This is a genomic window from Marinobacter sp. MMG032, from assembly GCF_040112695.1.
GTDB classification, from domain to species: Bacteria; Pseudomonadota; Gammaproteobacteria; order Pseudomonadales; family Oleiphilaceae; genus Marinobacter; species Marinobacter salsuginis.
Map to the genome: position 1 here is coordinate 797253 of NZ_CP157802.1, position 18210 is coordinate 815462.

Annotated in this window: 17 protein-coding genes and 1 pseudogene; 7 read left to right on the plus strand and 11 right to left on the minus strand. The window is 56.0% G+C overall.

Annotation, left to right across the window (positions count from 1 at the left end; translation table 11 throughout):
* Positions 1-39: 39 nt before the first annotated feature.
* The 3 genes from ABNF92_RS03610 to ABNF92_RS03620 form a co-directional block, all read right to left on the minus strand.
* Entirely contained in the window at positions 40-906 is an 867-nt protein-coding gene (locus ABNF92_RS03610) for an ABC transporter substrate-binding protein (protein ID WP_349343460.1), read from the minus strand.
* A gap of 14 nt (positions 907-920) precedes the next feature.
* Complete coding sequence (locus tag ABNF92_RS03615) at positions 921-2963, minus strand: TonB-dependent receptor (RefSeq protein ID WP_349343461.1); 2043 nt, start codon at positions 2961-2963, stop codon at positions 921-923.
* A gap of 121 nt (positions 2964-3084) precedes the next feature.
* Positions 3085-4041 (minus strand): LysR family transcriptional regulator, encoded by a 957-nt coding sequence (locus ABNF92_RS03620; RefSeq protein WP_349343462.1) that lies wholly within the window; start codon positions 4039-4041, stop codon positions 3085-3087.
* 141 nt (positions 4042-4182) lie between these two features.
* On the opposite strand from ABNF92_RS03620, the gene ABNF92_RS03625 reads away from it, so the two are divergent.
* From ABNF92_RS03625 to ABNF92_RS03655, 7 genes are all read left to right on the plus strand, one after another.
* Positions 4183-5136, plus strand: coding sequence for an iron-siderophore ABC transporter substrate-binding protein (locus tag ABNF92_RS03625; RefSeq protein WP_349343463.1), 954 nt, complete (start codon positions 4183-4185; stop codon positions 5134-5136).
* Between the two features lie 11 nt (positions 5137-5147).
* Positions 5148-6170: an iron ABC transporter permease gene (locus ABNF92_RS03630; RefSeq protein ID WP_349343464.1), complete on the plus strand. Its 1023-nt coding sequence runs from the start codon at positions 5148-5150 to the stop codon at positions 6168-6170.
* A 13-nt stretch (positions 6171-6183) separates the two neighbouring features.
* Entirely contained in the window at positions 6184-7179 is a 996-nt protein-coding gene (locus ABNF92_RS03635; protein WP_349343465.1) for an iron ABC transporter permease, read from the plus strand.
* Positions 7176-7979, plus strand: a complete 804-nt coding sequence (locus ABNF92_RS03640; protein ID WP_349343466.1) for an ABC transporter ATP-binding protein — start codon at positions 7176-7178, stop codon at positions 7977-7979. Before ABNF92_RS03635 ends, ABNF92_RS03640 begins: the two co-directional genes overlap by 4 nt.
* A gap of 505 nt (positions 7980-8484) precedes the next feature.
* Positions 8485-9393, plus strand: a complete 909-nt coding sequence (locus tag ABNF92_RS03645; protein WP_349343467.1) for an MBL fold metallo-hydrolase — start codon at positions 8485-8487, stop codon at positions 9391-9393.
* 163 nt (positions 9394-9556) lie between these two features.
* Positions 9557-10000 (plus strand): hypothetical protein, encoded by a 444-nt coding sequence (locus tag ABNF92_RS03650; RefSeq protein WP_349343468.1) that lies wholly within the window; start codon positions 9557-9559, stop codon positions 9998-10000.
* A gap of 71 nt (positions 10001-10071) precedes the next feature.
* Complete coding sequence (locus tag ABNF92_RS03655; RefSeq protein WP_349343469.1) at positions 10072-11034, plus strand: SLAC1 anion channel family protein; 963 nt, start codon at positions 10072-10074, stop codon at positions 11032-11034.
* 11 nt (positions 11035-11045) lie between these two features.
* Here the strand turns inward: ABNF92_RS03655 and ABNF92_RS03660 are convergent, their stop codons facing one another.
* From ABNF92_RS03660 to ABNF92_RS03695, 8 genes and pseudogenes are all read right to left on the minus strand, one after another.
* Positions 11046-11537 carry a cytochrome b/b6 domain-containing protein gene (locus ABNF92_RS03660; protein ID WP_349343470.1) on the minus strand — a complete coding sequence of 164 codons (492 nt, stop codon included), beginning with the start codon at positions 11535-11537 and terminating at the stop codon, positions 11046-11048.
* 107 nt (positions 11538-11644) lie between these two features.
* Positions 11645-12301: pseudogene (locus tag ABNF92_RS03665) on the minus strand (cytochrome C); the annotation flags it as partial.
* Positions 12302-12471: 170 nt separating this feature from the next.
* A complete protein-coding gene (locus ABNF92_RS03670) occupies positions 12472-13473 on the minus strand; it encodes a porin (protein ID WP_349343471.1) in 1002 nt (333 codons plus the stop codon).
* A gap of 74 nt (positions 13474-13547) precedes the next feature.
* Positions 13548-14261: an ABC transporter ATP-binding protein gene (locus ABNF92_RS03675; protein ID WP_349343472.1), complete on the minus strand. Its 714-nt coding sequence runs from the start codon at positions 14259-14261 to the stop codon at positions 13548-13550.
* A complete protein-coding gene (locus ABNF92_RS03680; RefSeq protein ID WP_349343473.1) occupies positions 14258-15022 on the minus strand; it encodes an ABC transporter ATP-binding protein in 765 nt (254 codons plus the stop codon). Before ABNF92_RS03680 ends, ABNF92_RS03675 begins: the two co-directional genes overlap by 4 nt.
* A 2-nt stretch (positions 15023-15024) precedes the next feature.
* Complete coding sequence (locus tag ABNF92_RS03685; protein ID WP_349343474.1) at positions 15025-15981, minus strand: branched-chain amino acid ABC transporter permease; 957 nt, start codon at positions 15979-15981, stop codon at positions 15025-15027.
* A gap of 13 nt (positions 15982-15994) precedes the next feature.
* A complete protein-coding gene (locus ABNF92_RS03690) occupies positions 15995-16858 on the minus strand; it encodes a branched-chain amino acid ABC transporter permease (RefSeq protein ID WP_349343475.1) in 864 nt (287 codons plus the stop codon).
* 111 nt (positions 16859-16969) lie between these two features.
* Positions 16970-18139 carry an ABC transporter substrate-binding protein gene (locus ABNF92_RS03695; RefSeq protein ID WP_349343476.1) on the minus strand — a complete coding sequence of 390 codons (1170 nt, stop codon included), beginning with the start codon at positions 18137-18139 and terminating at the stop codon, positions 16970-16972.
* Positions 18140-18210: the final 71 nt, after the last annotated feature.

The window sequence follows — 18210 nt, forward strand, 5'->3', positions numbered from 1 at the left end:
GGACCAGACGCCGTCGAGTGAGCCAATTCTCTGCAGCGCCTACCCCTCAACAGCAGCAAGCACTTCATTAACCTGCAGCCGAATGCTCTGCAGGCCACCGCCGGAAAGATACCAAAGCCCAGGATTCAGAATGACAACCCGAGTAGTCGCACCACTCTGTTTTAGCTGTTCCTGAAGCCTCGCCTGGTCCAGGGGGGCGGCGCCAATGGCGGCGCTCCGATCCACCACCAGCAGAGTCCGGGGATCCATGTGGGCTAGGGTCTCTGGCGTCACCGGATAGAAGGTGCGGGTGCCCCGACTGACCGGTTTGACGGTGTCCGGGACTTTCGCTGGTGTCAGTTCCAGTAACTCGTAAACCACCGGCTCATCCCGCAATGAAAATTTGCCCTCGTTGTGGGTTACTACCGTCACTCTGCCGGCACCGGCCACTTCGGCTCTTCGGTCATTAACATAGTCCCAGAGTGCGTCGAGTTTTTCCTCGGCACGACCATCGAGGCCATAGAGTCGGGAAAGTTCCAGCACCCGAGCCGTCACGGCCTCCTGATAGGTACCCTGCGGCAACGTGACGTCCTTCACCCGCGTGAGTTCCGCCACCTCCTCGACAGCCTCGCTCTGACGGCCAGTCATCAACACCAGGTCTGGTTGCAGGGTTTCGATCGCAGCCAATTCCGGCACTTTCAAGCTACCGGCATCCGGCAGCTGGTGCCCGAGCTCCGACAGATAATCGGGCAGGCCCTGATGGGGAATAGCCAGCACCTTCTCTCCCACACCCAGCTCCATCAGCGTGTCCAGAGCACCATGATCATAGCTGATCACCGTTGGCCCCCGGACATCCGAAATGGCGGCGCAACCAGCCAGGACTGAGCCTGCCAGCGCCACTGCGACAGCGTCTTTAATCATTGTCATTCGATGCATCCTTCTTAGAAGTCGACCGCGAGGCCAAGATTGAGGCGGCGGCCATCCAGAACCACGCCGTAGGTTTCGGTTGTCACTTCCTTGTCACCGACGTTGTAGAGACCGGCCTTGATCCGCGCATTGTCGGTGAGCTGATAGACCATTCCCACGTCCACGAAGCCGTAGCCGGGTGTACCGTCTTCCATGCTGGTGCGGTCGAGGAAGTCGCTGGTTTCCCCACGGACATTGCCGTCAAGCCACAGGTTCAGCATCGCCGTTGCCTGCCAGTCCAATCCCAGGTTAGCCATGTGCCGGGGGATCTTGTTCAGGGGTTCGCCCTGGAAATCGCCGGTTTTCTGTTCCGATTCGGTGTAGGTGTAGCTGGTGCTCAGGGTTAATGATGGCGTAATGCCATAGTCCAGGGAGAGTTCCAGGCCCTGCATCACAGCTTCGTCGATGTTTTCCCGAGTACTCAGGAAATAGTAGTTATTGCCTTGGTAGGGGCAGGTCCAGGTGGTGGGATCTTCGGAATCACCGACCGGGCCGCAGAAGCGGAATTCGGAGATCTTGTCATCGAACTCGGTGCGGAACAGCATCGCGCTGGCATCCAGGTCATGATCGAAGCTGTTGAACACGAAGCCAGCTTCAAAGCTGGTGCTCTTCTCCGGCTCCAGATCCTCATTACCGATGATCAGCGCCCGGGAATGGGGTGCGGGCGAGTTGGGTCCGCCTGTGGGCCGGCCGAATCCCTCGGTGGCATCTGGGAGGCTCGGCTGCCGGTAGCCGGTAGATACACCGCCCTTGAGGGTCCATTCCGGAGTCAGCCGATAGTTGGCGTAGATCCGTGGAGTGACGTGGCCGCCGAACAGTTCGTCGTCGTTGTAACGTACCCCGGTGGTCACATTGAGATCCTCCAGCACCGACCATTCCACTTCCGCGAACAGGGCGCCGATCCAGCGGTCCACGTTGCTGGTGGCGGTCGGTACCAGGCCCAGCAGGCCATTGGTCTCGTCGGTGAGGTCCTCATAACGGTACTGGCCACCGAAGGTCACAATGTGCTGCCCCAGCAGATAGGTGCCCTGGGTATTGAAGGTGGACACTTCTTCCCGTTTTTTCTCAAGCTGGCGCTCCCGTTCGGACACATCGTGCTGAACATAGGTATCCAGGGTCAGATTGCCGTAGGTGCCCTTGTGGCCAAGCTGGTAAACGTCCTTGTGGAATGTGTAACTTGTGGCTTCATTCGGGCCCCTCCGCCCCATCAGCGGTATGCTGACACCCGGATTGTGGATGTACTCCAGTTCTGCTGCGGTGTAACCCAGCTCGAATTCGTTCTGGGCATCCGGCGTCAGGATCAGTTTCGCTCCACCCTGTTTGCGGGTGCTGTCCGGCGTGCTTTCGGCATTGTCGTCGCCTCCGATGAACTGGCTTTCCTCGGTGTCGGCAACAGATCCATTGACCTGCAGACCCAACAAGCCCGGCACCAGCGCGCCGCCGGCAAACAGCGTGGTCTGGCGGGAATCTTCATTCAGATCAGAGAAGGACCGGGTGTATTCGGTCGACACCGAACCGGACCACTCGCCCGTGGCCTTCTTGGTGATGATATTGATCACGCCACCCATGGCCTCGGAGCCATAAAGGGAGGACATGGGCCCGCGAATCACTTCGATCCGCTCGATCATGGAAGCGGGCGGCAAGGCGATCTGCTTACCCCCGTCCTGCCCGTTGGTATTGATGTTCCGACCTGCCGAAACCGGTCGGCCATCCACCAGGTAGAGCGTGTACTGTTCGGTCATACCCCGGATGGTAATGTCCTGGGAGTTACCACCGCCATTTACGAAAACCCCAGGGATATTTTTCACGGCGTCGGTGATGTCAGTGTAACTGCGCTTGTTCAATTCCTCGCCGGGAATGACGGAAACACTGGCTGGCGCATCCGAGATATTCTGCTCAAATCCCGAGGCAGTAACGACAATCTCCCCTAACTCAAACGGCTCGGACTGGGCCAGGACAACAGAACTGGCACCAGCCAGCGCAATGGCCGAGGCGAGCGCGGGATAACGACGACGCATGATGAACTCCTTATTTTTGCAATGTTCGGTTCGCATTTCGCCAGCGTCTCGCGATTAATCGACAGGGGCTACCAAATGCGAACAATTATCAATGGCGCGAACATTACCACAAGGTAAGTCATCAATGGGTGGGATGGTGTGTTCCGGAATTCGGGACAGCACGTGATCGCTGAGCGGCGTCAGGCGCCCACCATTCCGGCGGCACGACATTCCTGACATGGTGGATAAACGCGCGTAGGCGTCTAGGCAGGATGCCATGAGGATAGACCAGGGAGACCGGCAATACCGGCCCCTGCCATTCGGTCAAACATGGCACGAATGTTCCCGGGTGAGCCTCGAGCCGTCGCTCGACAAGCCAGTGCGGCATCAGACCCAACCCCCGACCTTTGGCGATGGCATCGCCCTGCACGACGAACTGGTCCACGGTGAAAGCGGTTTCCGGAAGGCTCAACGGATAAGATCCCTGTCGGGGATGCTGAAGGACCGCCCCGGTGTCGCCACTGCCGATCATGTCTACCCACGCATGGCGGGCCAGATCACCAGGGGTTTCAGGAACGCCATAACGGGCAAAGTATCCGGGACTGCCATAGATACCCTGTGACAACTGACCCAATGGTTCCAGCCGCAGGGTAGTTTCGCCGCAACCGCCCAGCCACACGCACGCTCCGTCGTCCACCGTCTCGGGAAAAACGCTCTGGGTCTGAATCGACACCCTGATATCCTTGTGCCGCGTCATAAAGGATTCCACCAGTTCCGAGAACCAGCCCCGTACCAGAGCCTCATGGCAGCACAAAATCAGTTTACCGCTGACCTCCTCCTTGAGTTCATCCAGTGCCGATCGCCCCTGAAGTGCCAGCTCCAAGATCTCATTGCTGTAACGGTAGAACACCCTCCCGGCCTCATTGGGGGTTATGCGTCGTGACTCACGACGTAGCAATGGCTGCCCCACATTATCTTCGAGGCCCCGGATTCTCCGGCTTAGGGTGGATTTGGGCAGGTTCAGCTCCCGCGTGCTGACCGTGAGACTCCCGGTTTTTACCACAGAAACAAATGCTTCCAGCTCTTTGAGATCGTACATCGACTGTTCCGTTCCAGATTCTGCAACTGTCTGTGCCAAATTAGCACCTTACAAAATGTAATGCGAACAATTATCATTAATTAGATCGCTAGCTTATTAACACTTGGCCATCTGATAGCCGACTCATTCTGGAGTTTTTCCATGCCTACGTACCGTACTTTGCGACTGGCCGGACAGTTGCTCGCGAGCCTTGCTCTGGTGGGCGTTTCAAGCCTTCCGGTCCTGGCCGATTCCCGCCATGTCGATACCACCTTCGGCACTGTAGCCATCGAAGGCAAACCGGAACGGGTGGTGACCCTGTATGAGGGGGCTCTCGATACCGCCCTTGCTGTCAACGCCAATGCGGTGGGAGCCGTGATTACCCGGGGCGACAGCGATGTGGCTGACTACATCAAGCCCCAGGCGGGCGAGATTGCCATCGTCGGGGCACCCGCGGAGACCAACATCGAAGCCGTGATCGCCGCCCGACCAGACCTGATCCTGGCGGCACCTCAGACCAACGAACAGCAATATCAGCTACTGTCACGCATCGCGCCGGTCGTGGTTTCCAACGTGCCCCTGTTTCAGGCAGATAGCTGGGAGCGGGAAACCCGACTGTTCGCAAAGGCCCTTGGCCGGGAAGCGGCTGGCGAACGCATCATCGCCAGGGTTAGAGATCGGATTAACGAGGTCTCGCAGCTGCTGGCAGCCACCATTCCCGCCGACCAACGCGACGCCACCCTGGTGCGCTGGATGCCGCAAGGTCCCCTAGTGATGGCCGAAGGACTGTTCTCCGCTTCCCTGCTTCAGGCGGTCGGCTTCGAAGTCACCGACAACGATCTGGTCAAGTCGGGGCGTCCACACAGTGAACCGCTGAGCCTTGAAAACCTGTCGCGCATGGATCAGACCTGGGTGTTTCTGGCCACCCTGAACGACGATGGCAACAAAGCCCTCGAAGCCGCCCGTCAGTCACCGGCCTTTGCCCGCCTCAACGCGGTGCAGGAAGAACGTGTGGTGACGGTCAGCGGCCAGCTGTGGACCAGCGCCACCGGGCCACTGGCAGCTCTGGCGATTCTCGATGACATTGAAGCGGCAATGAGCACTAGCCACCGTTGAAACCCGTTACCTTGAACTATTCCGTTTCTCACAGCGTTGTTGCGTCCCGCGCTCTTTTCCTGAAGTTGTCCACGACAGGTTTTTTGCTGCTGGTGGTGGCCTTCGCCAGCCTGATTTATGGTGCCGGCCCGGTTTCGGTGACCGATGCCCTGGCCGTGATCAGCGGCAAGGGCAGCGCCGAGGCCCGTTTTGTGGTTGCGGAGCTGAGGGCACCTAGGACCGTGATCGGAATGGTGACGGGACTCTCCCTGGGTCTGGCTGGCGCACTGCTGCAGGCCATGACCCGAAATCCACTGGCAGAACCGGGGCTGCTGGGCGTCAGTGCCGGCAGCGGTTTTGCCGTTGCCGTGGCCATTCTGTTTGGTGCCACCACCGCCACCCTGACCACGCTGGTTGCCCAATTGGGTGCTCTGGCCGGTTGCGCACTGGTGATTGCGGCCACCCGCGTGCAGGGACTCGGTAACGACCCGGTCCGGCTGGTTCTGGCCGGGGCGACCCTGACCGGACTGTTGCTGGCGCTGACTTCCATGTTGTTGTTGATGGACCAACGGGCTGCAGACGAGATCCGCTTCTGGATCACCGGCAGTATTGCCGGCAAATCCCTGAACCTGCTGGAGGCGACTCTGCCGGCCATCGGGGTGGCACTGCTGCTGACGGTAGTGGTGGCCAGACCCCTCGCCGCCATGGCTCTAGGTGAGAAAGCAGCCGTGGGTCTTGGCCACCACCCGGGCCGGGTCCGATTTCTGATTACTGTTACCGTCGCCCTGCTCGTGGGCTCGGCCACCGCTCTGGCCGGTCCGTTGATTTTTGTGGGGCTGGTCGTGCCCTTCATCGCCCGGGCGTTCTCCGGCCCGGACATCCGCAAGACCCTGTGGCTGTGCGTACCCATCGGACCGGCCGTGGTCCTCGGGGCAGATGTTGTCTCCCGGCTCATTGCCGCGCCCTCAGAACTGCCCCTGGGGGTCGTCACTGCACTGATCGGGGCGCCGGTTCTGCTGGCGATTGTCCGCGCCGGGCGTATGCCGGCCCTGTGACACGAAAATGACCATGAACCTACCGGATAAACGCGCCGCCCTGACCAACTGTTGCCTGCTGGCGCTCATGCTACTCGCAGTCATCACCTCACTCTCCCTCGGCACTATTGCGCTTGCGCCTTTGAACGTACTGCAGGCCCTCGCCGGAAACGCTGACACCATGACCACATTCATCGTCCACGAGTTGCGTCTGAGTCGGGTGGCGGCGGGGTTGTTGAGTGGTGGTGCATTGGCCATGGCCGGCTGCTTGATGCAGACACTGGCACGGAACCGTCTCGCCACGCCCGGCATCATCGGTATTGATAACGCCGCCACGGCCTTTGCCGTCGCCTCGGTGGTGGGCACGGGCATCGCCCTGGCTCCCTCTACCATGGCCCTGACCGGCGCCGCCGCGGCAACGGCGATTGCCTTCGGCCTCGCCGGCGCCAATGGCACACGGGGTTATCGGTTTATTGTGGCGGGCATCGGCATAGGTGCCATCGCCGGGGCCGTCACCCAGGTGATGCTCAGCCGGGTCGCCATCGATACGGCCAACGCCGCCTACCCGTGGACGGTGGGTAGCCTCAACGCCCGCTCAGGCCAGAGTGTTCAGGTTCTGGCCATTGGGCTGGTCGCCGGATATCTGATTTTGCTGGGTATCAGCCGTGCACTGAACACTCTACAGTTTTCCGATGCCGTGGCGATCAATCTGGGCACCCGGCTCAGGATTACCCGCCTCCTGGGCCTGGGCTTTGCCGTAATACTTACTGGCCTGGCGGTGTCTGTCTGCGGCCCGGTAGGGCTCATCGCCCTGCTCGCCCCGGAACTGGCGCGCACCCTTTGCCGCCCGGGCAAGATACCGTTACTCGCCTCGGCCCTGACTGGGGCCACCTTCATGGTGGTGGCGGACGTGGTTGGCCGCACGCTGTTTTCGCCACTGGAAATCCCGGTCGGCATCGTCACAGCCATCATCGGCAGTCCCTATCTGTTGTGGATTCTGCTGAGGCCTTCCCCAAGGAGCCTGACATGACCCCGAACGATTCAGCGACCCTGGCCGCCGAGGGCATTACCCTGGCACATCGCCATTTCACTGTTGCGAAAGATCTGAGTCTTCGGCTCCCCCCCGGCAAGGTCACAGCCATTGTCGGACCCAACGGTTGTGGCAAGTCGACTCTACTTAATGGCCTGGCCCGGATTCATAATCCCAGTACTGGTCTCGTTCTGCTGGATGGTAAGGACATCCACCGGCTGCCCTCCCGGGACGTGGCGCGGAAACTGGCACTGCTGCCACAGGACAACACCGCGCCTGAAGGCCTGACTGTGGGTGATCTGGTCCGCTTTGGCCGGCAGCCCCATCAGGGCTGGATGAAAGCCTGGTCCTCCCGCGACCAGAGCGCCTTTGACACAGCAATCCAGGCCGCCGATGTGACGGAACTGACAGACCGCGCCCTGGATACCCTGTCCGGAGGCCAGAAGCAACGCGCCTGGATCGCCATGACCATTGCCCAGGAAACACCGCTGCTGTTATTGGATGAACCCACGTCCGCACTGGATCTGGGCCATCAGATCGAGGTGTTCGAGCTGATTCGCGCGCTGGCCCGCCAGGGCAAGACCATTGCCATGGTTATCCACGATCTGGCCAGTGCCTGTCGATATGCGGATCACCTCGTGGCAATGAAGGAAGGTCGTATTGTGGCTGAGGGAAACCCGGGCGAAGTGGTGACAGCCGATCTGATCGAGGCAGTCTACGGCGTCCGCTGCGATCTCCTTCCGGACCCGGTGACGGGCACTCCGATTCTGGTCAATCCAAGACCTGGCTTGCGAGCATGATCGCTCCGAGAACTCTAATCGGTAATACCCCAAAGCTGTCCAATTCGGGACAGGCCCAACCGGACAAATCTGAGGACGTTGTTCAGGGGAACCAAGGCGAGTAGATTACGGAACTGAGGGCAAAAGGGCAGCGGTCATTTTGGCACTTTCGGAAAGAAATTGGGGCGATCGCTATTTGACCTTTGCACTGCATGAGACCAAAGCACCTCCGGCAAAGAAGATTCATTGAGGTCACTACGGTCGCAAAGCGAACATTCGAATTGAGCAGTCAATGTTCGAAAATCGCCTCCCTTTGAGGCTGGGGTATGTCACGCGTATCGCGTAAGTCCATATCCTCTCGAACTGAGTCCATCGAATCGACGCACACCCCCACCCACCCAAATCTAGCACCGTTAGGTTGTCCTCATTGGCTCAATGCCTCGTATCAATTAGCCCTTAAAATCTTTCAGATATATCGTTATAACCAAATCAAAGGCGCTTTTTCAGCGTTGAGGAGGACGCAATTATGAGGACTTTCCAACAATCACCCGCAAAACACCCGGGCACTCCCGATGTCGCGGGTTTTTTCGATCCCCGCACATTCAGTGTTCAGTACGTGGTCAGCGATCCGGAGACGAAGCAGTGTGCCATTATTGATCCGGTGCTAGATTACGATGAAAAGTCCGGCGCAACGGCCACGCACCACGCCGATGAATTGCTGGCTTATGTGCAGGAGCAGGGTTTTGAGGTGCAGTGGATTCTGGACACGCATCCGCACGCCGACCACTTCTCGGCAGCCCAGTACCTGAAAGAAAAGACCGGCGCTCCGACCGGGATCGGTGGCTATGTGACTGGCGTTCAGGAACTGTGGAAAGGCATCTATAACTGGCCCGATTTCCCGGCCGACGGCTCACAGTGGGACCAACTGTTCCGTGCTGGCGACGAGTTCCGGATTGGCAATCTTGATGGGCGTGTGATGTTTTCGCCGGGCCACACGCTCGCCTCTGTCACCTATATGATCGGTGATGCGGCCTTTGTCCACGACACCATTTTCCAGCCGGACTTCGGCACCGCCCGTGCGGACTTCCCCGGGGGCGATGCCCATCAACTCTGGGACTCCATCCAGGCCATTCTGGCCCTGCCTGATGAGACTCGGCTGTTCACAGGTCACGACTACATACCCGGCGGCCGTGAACCCGAATGGGAAAGCACCGTTGGAGAGCAGAAGCAGGCCAACAAGCATCTGGCTGAGACTTCAGAAGCCGAGTATGTAGAGCTTCGAAACACCCGTGACAGCGAGCTACCGATGCCAAAACTGATTCTTCATGCGCTGCAGGTCAACACCCGGGGTGGACGGCTCCCGGAGCCCGAAGCCAACGGCAAACGATACTTGAAGATTCCGTTGGATGCACTTGAGGGTGCCGCCTGGGAATGAACCCGGAGATTGAGCACACAACCCCTTTGCCGGGCTGAAAACGCCCGGCTTTTTTTGAACTGAAGATTCATCGACCAGCTTAAGTGACTTTGTCACTGACGGTTAAATCCTGTCTAGATACCTTCGCGTTGAAGCCTTTTGATCCATCAAAGAGGAGCTCCCCATGATCAAATTATTCAAAGCCCTTGCCGCCGCTGCCCTGTTAGCAGTCGCGCCGTTCAGCATTCATGCCGACAGCCACAAAGGCGCTGTTGAGGAAGTGCTTGTAATCTTGTCCAGCGATTCCCTACAGACCCAGGGTATGGCGATGGTCCTGTCTAACACCATGGCCAAGCAAGGGGCAAAAGTTAATGTACTGCTATGCGATCAGGCCGGTGACCTGGCGCTGAAGACTTATGAAGCTCCCGCCCTCAAACCGAAAGGTGTCACTCCGGGGCAGATGCTGCGAGGCCTGCTCAAACAGGGTGGCAAGGCGAAGGTCTGTGCGCTGTATCTTCCGAACAGCGATTACGGCAAGGACGATCTGATTGACGGCGTCGGCGTTGCAATGCCGTCGGAAATGGCCGGCCAGATGCTGAACCCGAAGATGCGCACGTTCACGTTCTGAGCCTTGAGGTTCGGGTTGCCCCGGGTGTACGGGGCAACCTTGGTTGAGTCTTCAGAAAAGGAGGTGGACGGATGACGGAAGTTCGGCCTTCCCGATTGCAAAATTTTCCGATTTCATGGTTCGCCGTTGTGATGGGAATGACCGGATTTACCATCGCCTGGCATCGCGCGGAAGGCTTGCTTGGAATCTCTTGGAAGCCAAGCCCTATATTGCTCGGGCTAACCATCATCGGGTTTGTTGCTCTGCTAATGCTTTATCTGGCCAAGGTCATGAAATACCCCGGCGCAGTAAAAGCGGAGTTTGCCCATCCGGTCAAACTGAACTTCTTCCCGACCATATCGATTGGTCTGATTCTATTGAGTATCGCGCTGTTACCCTACAATGGCGCTGTGTCACTCATTCTTTGGAGCATTGGCGCGGCCCTTCACCTTGGCTTCACGCTCTATGTTTTGTCAGCCTGGTTGCACCAGACCCACTTTGAAGTTGCCCACATCAACCCGGCCTGGTTTATCCCCATCGTAGGTAACATACTCGTACCCATTGCAGGCGTGCAGCATGCATCTGTGGAAATCTCGTGGTTCTTCTTCAGCATTGGCCTGGTTTTCTGGTTGGTTTTGTTAACCATCATTTTCTACCGGATGTTTTTCCATCAGCCGCTTCCGGCTAAACTCCTGCCCACTTTGTTCATTTTGATCGCCCCGCCTGCCGTGGGTTTCATTTCCTGGTTCCAGCTGGTTGGCGAAGTGAACGCATTTGGACGGGTGCTTTACTACGATGCGATCTTTCTGACCCTGATGCTGATGACCCAAGCCTCCAGGTTCCTCCGACTAGAATTCTTTCTTTCCTGGTGGGCGTACTCGTTCCCAATGGCAGCCATGACGATCGCCACTTTCGTAATGTACGAGGAGCTTCAACTCGTGTTCTTCAAAGGGCTTGGTGTTTTACTTCTTGGCCTGCTTACGTTGCTTATCGCAGTTCTTATCGGCAAGACCGCCCTGGCGGTTCAGCGCCGGGCGATTTGCATCGAAGATTAGCGAATGCCTCTTCAATGGTGCTCCTCGAGGTCCTCGTAGCCGGTAATCATGGGTTTGATCAGGCTAGTGAGCCTGGGGCCCATGGTTGCCATGTACACATGGGCAATGATGAAGACCAGCATGGCAAAGGCCGCTGCGGTATGAACCAGTGCCACCGTTTCCAGTTCCAGGGCATTGGATAGCGTTGCGGGCCAGTCGTTGTAGAAAAGATAGAGCAGGCCACTGAGCCAGATGACCGGTGTAATCATCAGCTTGAAAAACAGATAGGCCAAACGCTGGAGCAGATTGTGTTTGGCCCGGGTGGTTTTCCGGTACGGATGCGGCTCACCAGTAAAAGTCCCGATCAGGTAGTAGCGTATCACCGCGAACAGTTTGTTCCGGGTTGGAATGTATTGCCGCCATTCACCCGTGGTGACATGCCAGAAAATGGCGAACAGCCACAGGATGATCAATGACCAGGCGGCCAGGGTATGCAGCCGCGCCGCCTCGCTGAAACCAATCACGGAATAGCTACCGTGAATCTCGAATCAGGTAAACAGCAGCGTGAAGATCAGCAGGGCCTGGAATCAGTGCCAGAACCGTTCGAAACGCTTGTAGATCATTACCCGGCTCATGGCTGTTTCCTCCCCTTCAGAAGAATTCTTGCCAGACCATGCAGCACAACGCCGATCAAGGTCAGGGCTACCAACAACCAGCCAATACGATCCAGCCAGATGTTGCCGCTGTACCCTGGCATATAGATGCGGGGAAGACCTGCTAGACGGCTGTTTTCAGCATGGCAGGAAGCGCAATCCAGGGCCATTTCAGACGGTGGCACCATGTGGGTTATGGGCCAGTGCATGGTGGTTTCGATAAAGTCGTAGCTGCCGCTGAAGGGCATTCCGGACATCTCGCTGCCGGCCTTGAGCGCCCTGGGCCAGCTGAAAATGCTCCACAAAGAACTGTCATCGGCACCAAACACGTGGGTGGCCAGCAGGGTTTTCCGTTCGGTGTCGTAAGGCTGCTTGCCCTGCATGACTTTGAACGGCCAGATGCGGGAGCTCGGATCCTCCGGACTGCCCTCAATGCGGTTGATTTCAACCGGAGGATGAGCCACGTCGAGTTCTTCATCCACCAGGGTGTATTTCACCGTGCCGTCAAACCAGGCGTAGGTTGGCACGACATTTTCGCCGTGGCGGAAGTCCCCTTTCTCGCTCAGATAGCTGGGATGACCATGCTCGTCGTATTCTGTGATTGGCTGACCGTCATCATCCAGCCGGCCGGCAGTGGACCAGTCCCGGCCAGCACCACCTGTACCGGAACAGCGCCCGTCAAGGCGCTACGCGCCATGCCTGGCGCACAAATACAAAACGCCCGACGCGATGCACCGGGCGTTTAGATAGAAATAAGTGTAAACCTCTTTCAGGACTAGACAGAATATAGCTCAATTCACCACGTTTAAAATGCGTACTTAGCCATCACTTCGACCTGCTGCCCTTCTGGAGCTAGCGGCCCAAAAGCCAAGTTATACTTACGCCACTCAACCCCAACCTCCAACTCTGGTAAAATGTTATGAATTAGGTTCATCCGCGAACTCTCGTAATTGGTCTCTGCCTGATCGTCTACCTCCACCATAGTATAAGATACATTGGCTCGCCACTGGTTGTTGAAGACATAACGAAAGCCGGCATTTAGGCCAGTTTGGCTCACGGCTTCACCATTTTCCAATTCGTCCGAAAGAGATCCGTTCACACCGACACCAGTAAACGCACCCAGACCTTCTCCATAGTGGGCATTTAGGTTGAGGCTGTGAACGCCCAGCATAACTTTGGTACCGATTGCACCACCGGCGACGAAGTCTCCATTGTCCACTTCTCGGCCACTTGCGGTCAGGATGACCCTGTGACCGCCATCCAGGTTCAGATCGTAATTGATAGCGAGATCAGGAGTATCGGCGTCAGCGTAAACCGGATCTTGGGCAGTTACTCGAAGCCCCTGAAACTGGTAGCTGGCTAGAGTGGTGCGGAAGTTATTACCCGCTAGTGTACCACGCGGACCTCCGAAAAAATCTAAATAATCTGTAAAGGCCACGGCCCAAAACTGGCCGGTCCAAGTCTGACCAATAGTCGTATTGTCTATTTTAATAAAAGCGTGTCGCAGACGCCAGTCATTATTCTCGCCCGGGTATACGCCACCGTAAAAGTCCCCTTCTATGAAGCCTACCACTGTGTGCCCCTGTTTTTGGGTGACCGTTTTAAGGTTGAAACGGCTTTGGTTCGCGCGGCCAAAAATTCGGCTGTCCCCATTTTCGGGATTTTCGAAGATGCCCTCAGCCTTGAGAAACCCTCCTATACTGAAAGATGTATCGTTGAAGTTACCAAGATCAATCGCATGCGTTACGGGCGCGATGCCAAAACAGAATGCGGCTACCAACATGATTAGAGACTTGCGATATTTCATTATTTTACTTCCTCTTTTTGTTTTACCAATGTACACCAAGAACATTCATCCATATTTATTATCTGATTCCTGAACTATACGCTTAGCGCGCTTTCAACCCTTTCCAAGTTCCGGTCAATTTCCTCTGAACTTCCGTCAAAGTGCACCTTGCCTTTGACCAACACCACGTGCCGGTCACACAATTTCTTGAGAGCCTTGATGTTCTTGTCCACCACTAGGGTGGAAATACCGGACTCCCGGATAGTGGCAATCACGTTCCAGATGTCCTGGCGAATCAGGGGTGCCAGACCTTCGGTGGCCTCGTCCAGGATCATCAGGCGCGGGTTGGTGACCAAGGCACGGCCGATGGCCAGCATTTGCTGCTCGCCACCGGACAGTTCTGTGCCCATGTTGGACAGCCGTTCCTGCAGTCGCGGGAAGGTTTCCATTATACGGTCGTAGTCCCAGCCGATCTGGCCGTCGCTGCCCGGGCGGGCGGCCATCTGCAGGTGCTCCTTCACGGTCAGGTTATGGAACATCCCCCGACCCTCGGGTACATAGGCTATGTCTCGGCGCATGCGCTTCCAGGTAGGTAACCTGCCGATGTCCTCGCCGTCAAAATACACGTGGCCGCTGCGAGGCGGAACGATGCCGAGAATGGACTTCAAGGTGGTGGTCTTGCCCATACCGTTACGGCCCATCAGGCTCATGGACTGCCCCTTTTCGAGCCGGAAGGACAGGTCGTGCAGGATGTGGCTGCGTCCGTACAGGGTGTTGATGTTTTTGAGTGCCAGTAGTGCCGTGCTCATGCCGCTTGCTCCTCGTCCACGCCCAGATAGGCCTCTTTCACTCGTGGGTCGGCCCGTACCTCATCCACTGTGCCCGTAATCAGGTGGCTGCCGTTATCCAGTACCGTGAGTTGGTCCGACAGCTCGAAAATGGCATCCATGTCGTGCTCCACCAGTACGATGCAGTAGGTTTTCTTTAGCTCCTTGAGCAACTTGATGATGCGCTGGGACTCCTCGTGACCCATGCCGGCCATGGGTTCGTCCAGCAACAGGATGCAGGGGCTGGTGGCCAGCACCATGGCGATTTCCAGCTGCCGCTGCTCGCCGTATGAAATCTCGACCCCAAGGGTGTAGGTCCGGTCCTCGAGGCCTACCTGCGCGAGGGCCTGTTCAGCAGCCTTGCGCACTAGCTTGTTGCTATGGCGGGACGCGATCAGGTTGAAGTTGCCACCAAAACGACGCTGGGCCGAGATCGCGCAGTTCTCCAGGCAGGTCACTTCTGGATAGATGTTGGTCTTCTGAAAGCTGCGGCCAATGCCGCGCCGGACAAACCTCCAGGGCTTAAGAGTGTCGATCCGCTGGCCCTTGTGGAAGATACAGCCGGAGGTGGGCTTAAGGGTGCCGCAGAGCATATTCAGCAGCGTGCTTTTGCCAGCGCCGTTGGGGCCCACCACGCCGTGCAGCTGCCGGTCCCGGAACTGCAGGCTGATGTCGTTGAGGGCCTTGATGCCGCCCCAGTACTTGCTCAGGGCTTCTGTTTCCAGAACGATGTCATTAACCATGGTTATTTCTCCAGAAGCTTTTCCAGATAGCCGGCAATACCTTTGCGCAGCAGGATGACCATCAGGATGATGGCCGAGCCCATGAATAGCAGCCATTCCTCGGTCAGGTGCTCAAAGAAGTACTGCAGGCCCTCATAGGTGAAGGTGCCAAGGATGGCGCCATAGATGGTGCCCAGTCCGCCGAGGATGGACATGACCAGCGCTGTGCCGGACATTTCCCAGGCCAGGAAGGACGGATTCACGAAGCCATATTGCAGGGCGAACAGGAAGCCGGCATAGGCGCCCAGAGTGCTTCCGATCACATAGCAGGTAAGGCGGAAAGCAAAGATATTGTAGCCCAGGGCCTCGGTACGATCCGGGTTCTGCTTGGTGGCCTCGACAATGCGGCCAAAGCGGGAGCGCAGCACCACCTTGAAGAACACCAGGGTGTTGAACAGGGAGAACAGCGCCAGATAGTAAAAGTGCTGCGGGTCATCCAGATTCAGGAAGCTCAAGCCGAAGATACTCGTCTCAGGCGTCATGTAAATATAGAGACCATCGTCGCCGCCATATTTGAGCGAATCAAAGAAATAGTAGAACGCCATCTGGGAGATCGCGAGAGTGATCATGATGAAGTAAATGCCGGTAGTACGGAGTACCACCACACCTATCACCAATGCGATCAGGGCCGAAATAATGCATATATAGAAAGTGTAGACCCAAAAGTTTACGACTTCGTATTCCGGCGACAAAATCACGAAAAGGTACCCTCCGAGACCGTAAAAAAGCGCGTGTCCCAAGGTGATCAAGCCAACGCGCCCAACCAGAAAATCTAGGGACATAACAAAAATGGACATGATGATGATGGTCGATACTTTATTAACAAAAAAAGAATTGGCGTCCAAAAACAGTGGCACAAATAGAGCCAATATAAAAAATATCGGAACGATGATACGCTCGGTTCGTTTCTCGAAAATCATGATCGGCTCCCGCTTACTTGGCGAACAGGCCCTGAGGCTTAATTAACAACACCAGGATCATAAAAATATAGATAATCATATTTGCCATGCTGGGCATGAGTATCGAGAAGAAGGTGCTTATCAGTCCCACTAATAGGGCAGCAATAAAAGCTCCTTTAATTGAACCCATTCCGCCAATCACTACGACCACAAAACAGGTAATCAGAACGCTCTCGCCCATACCAGGCACAATAGAGCTGATGGGTGAGGCGATTATGCCGGCGATAGCGGCGAGCATGACTCCAAATGCAAACACAATGGTGTAGAGACTTTTGATGTTAACGCCTAAAGCTTCTACCATCTCGCGATTTGATTTTCCGGCGCGGATCATCATGCCTAAACGGGTACGCCCGATCACAAAATAAAGGAGCCCGGCAATACCGACGCAGATTACTGCTACAAAAATGCGGTAAACAGCATAGGTGGAGTTATTCGTTAAGGGAATGCCACCGTCCAGGGCATCAGGCACCGGAACACCGTAAGGATCGTTACCGAACAGGATACTTTGAAGTGAATTGAAAACAAAAATCATCCCAATAGTGACCAGTACTTGGTCAAGATGGTTACGATTATAAAATCGCTGTATCAGAACACGTTCGATAAGGATGCCAAGAGAAAGGGCAATGGTAGCCGAAAGCGCCGCCGAAACGGTGAAACTGCCGGTAACCGTCACGAAGTACCACATCAAGTAGGCACCCACCATATACATTGAACCATGGGCTAAATTAAGGATTCCCATGACGCCAAGTACCAGTGTCAGCCCCGAGGCAATCAGAAACAGTAACAAGCCATACTGGATGCCGTTAAGAACTTGTACAATAATGAGTTCTGCTGTCATAAAATACCCCAATGACACTTCACCACAATAAAGAATGAAAAGGCTAAGAAGCCCCCCCTGGCCGCCTGCGAATAGCACAGAGGAGGGAGAGAGTTGTGATAGGGAGCAATATTATAATTTGCAGCCTCGGGCCGGATCCTCCAGAGCCTCAGCGGCCAGGCCCGTCACTACATTGGCACCATCTATTACTTCCCGCAGATAAATATTCTGTATCGGGTTGTGACCCCGAGAGAAGGTGAAAGCTCCACGGGGACTGTCAATGGTCAACTTTTCCATGACATCAATCACCGCCCTTTTGTCACTTACATCTCCATTAAGCTCATTGAGGGTCATGTTAATAGCTTGACCGGCGTCATATCCTTGAACTGCGTAGATGTCCGGGTAGTGACCATACTCATTGTGGAAGGCTTCTCGGAATTCAAGGTTTTTTTGCAACTCCAACTGCTCTGCATAGTGCAGGGTTGTAATCACACCTTCGGCAGCTTCACCCTGAGCTTCCAGAGTGCCCTCGGTGAGAAACCCGGAACCTAACAGTGGAATATTGCCGCGCAAACCCGAGGCGTCGTAGTCCTTAACAAACTTGGCGGCCCCCCCTCCAGCGAAGAAAACGAACACAGCGTCCGGATCCTGGGCGGCGATGTCACTGATATGCGGCTGAAAATTGGCGGATGGGAACGGCAACAGTACCTTATTCACGACATTACCGCCCCCAGCTTTAAAGGATTCCTCGAAAGCTTCGAGACTTTCCCGGCCCATGCCGTAGTTCCAACTAATCAGGTAGACATCCCTATAGCCCTTCTCCAGAGCGACTTTGCCCATGGGGTAGGAGGGCTGCCAGGATGAGAAAGAAGTGCGAAAAATGTTAGGAGAACACAGCGGGCCGGTTGCCGCTGCAGCGCCGGCGTTCGGAATTATCATCACGGTGTCCTTTTCACGCAGCACCTTGATCATCCCCATTGCTACACCCGAGTGAGCTGGCCCAACAACAAAATCTACCTTGTGCTGCTCGAGTAAGGAGGTTGCTAATTCGGGTGCTCGTGCAGGCTTAGCTTCCGTATCGAGTATGATTAAATCGATTTCATTTTGATGAGCATTGGTTTCATATTCTTTCAGCGCGAGCAATAATCCGTTAAGTCCAGACTGCCCCGGCCCTGCATATACGCCAGATAATGGTTGCATTACTCCAATTTTTATAACTGAAGATGCGAATGCAATACTAGAGGAAAAGCTCAGAGAAAATCCTAAGGCTAATGCCGCGAAATAGGTTACACACTTACTCATTATTTTTAGCTCCAATTTTTATTTTTCGGAGTTTTCATTTAAAAGCTTTTTGTCAGATGTTGATATCCTTT